Annotated in this window: 2 protein-coding genes; one reads left to right on the top strand and one right to left on the bottom strand. The window is 62.8% G+C overall.

Translation table 11 applies throughout. The features are described 5' to 3' along the window. Positions 1-8: 8 nt before the first annotated feature. Positions 9-593: a hypothetical protein gene (locus ACP5M5_RS14200; protein WP_427938429.1), complete on the bottom strand. Its 585-nt coding sequence runs from the start codon at positions 591-593 to the stop codon at positions 9-11. Here ACP5M5_RS14200 and ACP5M5_RS14195 point away from each other — a divergent pair. Further along, complete coding sequence (locus tag ACP5M5_RS14195; RefSeq protein WP_427938427.1) at positions 561-2,714, top strand: malate synthase G; 2,154 nt, start codon at positions 561-563, stop codon at positions 2,712-2,714. The two genes, ACP5M5_RS14200 and ACP5M5_RS14195, sit on opposite strands and share 33 nt — an antisense overlap. The last annotated feature ends 284 nt before the right edge of the window (positions 2,715-2,998 follow it).

The raw sequence follows: 2,998 nt of genomic DNA, 5'->3' as shown, positions 1-2,998 counted from the left end.
CTTACGGGTCATGGCTTCTTACGGGTCATGGCTTCGCTTCTCCGGGTTGTCCCAGCGATGATGTCGCCGCACGATATGGTGAAATCGTTATTAATGACAAGCCCCTCCAGGTCGCCGCCGCGTCTGGGGACCAGCTCAGAGGCAAGGGCAGCGAGATAGGGGGCGACGGCGCCGATCACCATGCGTTTGCGGATCCGGTAGGGCTCGCGCTTACTGCGAGAATGATAGGGGGTCGGCTGAATGATCAGCAGTCTCGGCACGAAAATCGCCCCGTTTGTGCACGTGACACCGACGCGACGCCGGCCAGGAACGCCATCCGCGCCGTCATGCCCACGAAACCCTGGCACGGCGATAAGTCTTTGATATATATCAAACCTGCGGCTGCGTCGGCGGTGCGCGTCTTCGCCCTGCATGAGCATTCGCAATGCGGCGATGAATAATTCTTGCCAATTGCCTTTGGCTCTCGACAAATCAAAGCCAGCGATCAACCATGATCCCGAATGGATGATGGGAATTGCATGATGAACACTCATGACACAGGCGTGAAGACTACCGGAACCATGATCGAAGCCGGTGGGCTTCGCATTGACCATGCGCTCCATCGCTTTGTCATCGAGGAGGCACTGCCTGGCACCGGCGTTGCCGCGGCGGCGTTCTGGGATGGGTTCGGCGCCCTGGTGCGCGAGCTGGCGCCAAAGAACCGCGCCCTGCTCGAGCGACGGGACTCGCTCCAGCGCGAGATCGATGCCTGGCACAAGGCGCGCGCCGGTGAGCGCTTCGATCCCGCCGCCTATCAGGCTTTTCTGCGCGAGATCGGCTATCTCGTGCCCGAACCGGCGCCATTTACCATCACGACAGCCAATGTCGATCCCGAGATCGCCCATATCGCCGGGCCGCAGCTCGTCGTGCCGGTGACCAATGGGCGCTATGCCCTGAACGCCGCCAATGCCCGCTGGGGCAGCCTCTATGACGCGCTCTACGGCACCGACGCCCTGCCCGACGCGCCGGCCGCCACCGGCAAGGGCTATGATCCGGCGCGCGGCGGCGCCGTCATCGCGTGGGCGCGGCGTTTCCTCGACGAGACGTTTCCGCTCGATGGCACCAACCATGCCGCGGCGACCGGCTATGCCATCCGCGATGGCGCGCTCGTCGTACGCCATCCCGGAGGCAGCGCCCGGCTTCGCGACGGCGCCCAATTCGTCGGCTTCGCGGGGGATGAGGCGGCACCGAAAGCGGTGCTGCTTCGCCATCATGGCCTTCATGTCGAATTACGCTTTGATCGCGCGCACCCGATCGGTGGCACGGACACCGCCGGCCTCGCCGATGTGGTCATCGAATCGGCAATCAGCACGATCATGGATTGCGAAGACAGCGTCGCGACCGTCGATGCCGCCGACAAGATCTCGGCCTATCGCAACTGGCTCGGGCTGATGCGTGGCACCTTGACCGCGACCTTCGAGAAAGGCGGACGCACGCTGGAGCGGAAGCTCAACCCCGACCGCGTCTTCGTCACCCCCGATGGCGGCACGCTCACCTTGCCCGGCCGCAGCCTGATGCTGGTGCGTAATGTCGGCCACCACATGTACACCGATGCGGTGCGCAGCGCCGCGGGCGAGGAAATCCCGGAAACCTTTCTCGACGCCGCGGTGACCGCACTGATCGCGCTTCATGATCTCCGCGGCAGCCAGCCCCTCAAGAATAGCCGCGCCGGCTCGATTTATATCGTTAAACCGAAACTGCACGGGCCGGAAGAAGTGGCCCTCGCCGATCTGCTTTTCGCCCGCGTCGAGGACATGCTCGGCCTTGCCCGTGGCACCATGAAAATGGGCATCATGGACGAGGAGCGCCGGACCAGCGCCAATCTCGCCGCCGCAATCCATGCGGCCCGGACGCGGGTCGCGTTCATCAATACTGGCTTCCTTGACCGCACCGGCGATGAAATCCACACCGCCATGGAAGCCGGCGCGGTGATCCGCAAAAACGAGATGAAGTCGACCGCCTGGATCCGCGCCTATGAGGATCGCAACGTTACCATCGGTCTCGCCGCAGGTCTCGCCGGGCGCGCGCAGATCGGCAAGGGGATGTGGGCGGCACCGGACCGCATGGCGGAGATGCTGGCACAGAAAATCGCCCATCCCGAGGCCGGTGCCAATACCGCCTGGGTGCCCTCCCCCACCGCCGCGACGTTGCATGCGTTGCATTATCACAAGGTGGACGTCGCGGCGCGGCAAAAGGCGCTCGCGACCAAGCCGACCCCACCGCTCGCCGATCTCCTCACGCTGCCACTCGCTGCTGGCATCAACTGGTCGCCGGAGGAGCTGCAACAGGAATTGGACAACAATGCGCAAGGCATCCTCGGCTATGTCGTGCGCTGGATCGACCAGGGTGTCGGCTGCTCGAAAGTCCCCGATATCCACGATGTCGGGTTGATGGAGGACCGCGCTACCCTGCGAATTTCGAGCCAGCACATCGCCAATTGGCTGCATCATGGCGTCGTCAGCAAGGAGCAGGTGATGGCGACGCTAAAGCGCATGGCGGCAGTAGTCGATCGCCAGAACGAAGGTGATCCGGCCTATCACCCGATGGCGCCACAGTTCGACGGCCCCGCTTTCAAGGCCGCGTCCGATCTCGTCTTCAAAGGCCGTTCGCAGCCCAACGGGTATACCGAATTCGTGCTCCACCATTGGCGGCGCGAAGCGAAAAAAGCCGGCTGAACCGAGAAAAATCAATCTCATAAAAAAAGAAAATATATCTGAAAAACTTTCTTCACTACAGCGCGGAGTGACACTGCGACGACGGTGGGGCGAGGCTCAGACCAAACTTCTGCGATGCGTAAAGAAATAAATCGATGCTGGCGCGTGGGGCGGTGCGAAGTCAGGCGCTGAGGCTGTCCTGTTCGACGTCGACGACGCTGAGATCATCGATGATCTGCCATCAATCGCATGCTGCTCATGGACGTGCGCGCAGCCGTCGGCCGAGAAGCAAGTCCGACGGCGGG

The organism is Acidibrevibacterium sp., assembly GCF_049965395.1.
Taxonomy (GTDB): Bacteria; Pseudomonadota; Alphaproteobacteria; order Acetobacterales; family Acetobacteraceae; genus Acidibrevibacterium; species Acidibrevibacterium fodinaquatile.
This window is presented reverse-complemented; position numbering and strand designations above follow the sequence as displayed.

Excerpts from the sequence above, each read along its gene's own strand:
- ACP5M5_RS14195 (WP_427938427.1), top strand. The coding sequence starts at position 561 with ATGATCGAAGCCGGTGGGCTTCGCATTGACCATGCGCTCCATCGCTTT.
- ACP5M5_RS14200 (WP_427938429.1), bottom strand. The coding sequence starts at position 593 with ATGGTCAATGCGAAGCCCACCGGCTTCGATCATGGTTCCGGTAGTCTT.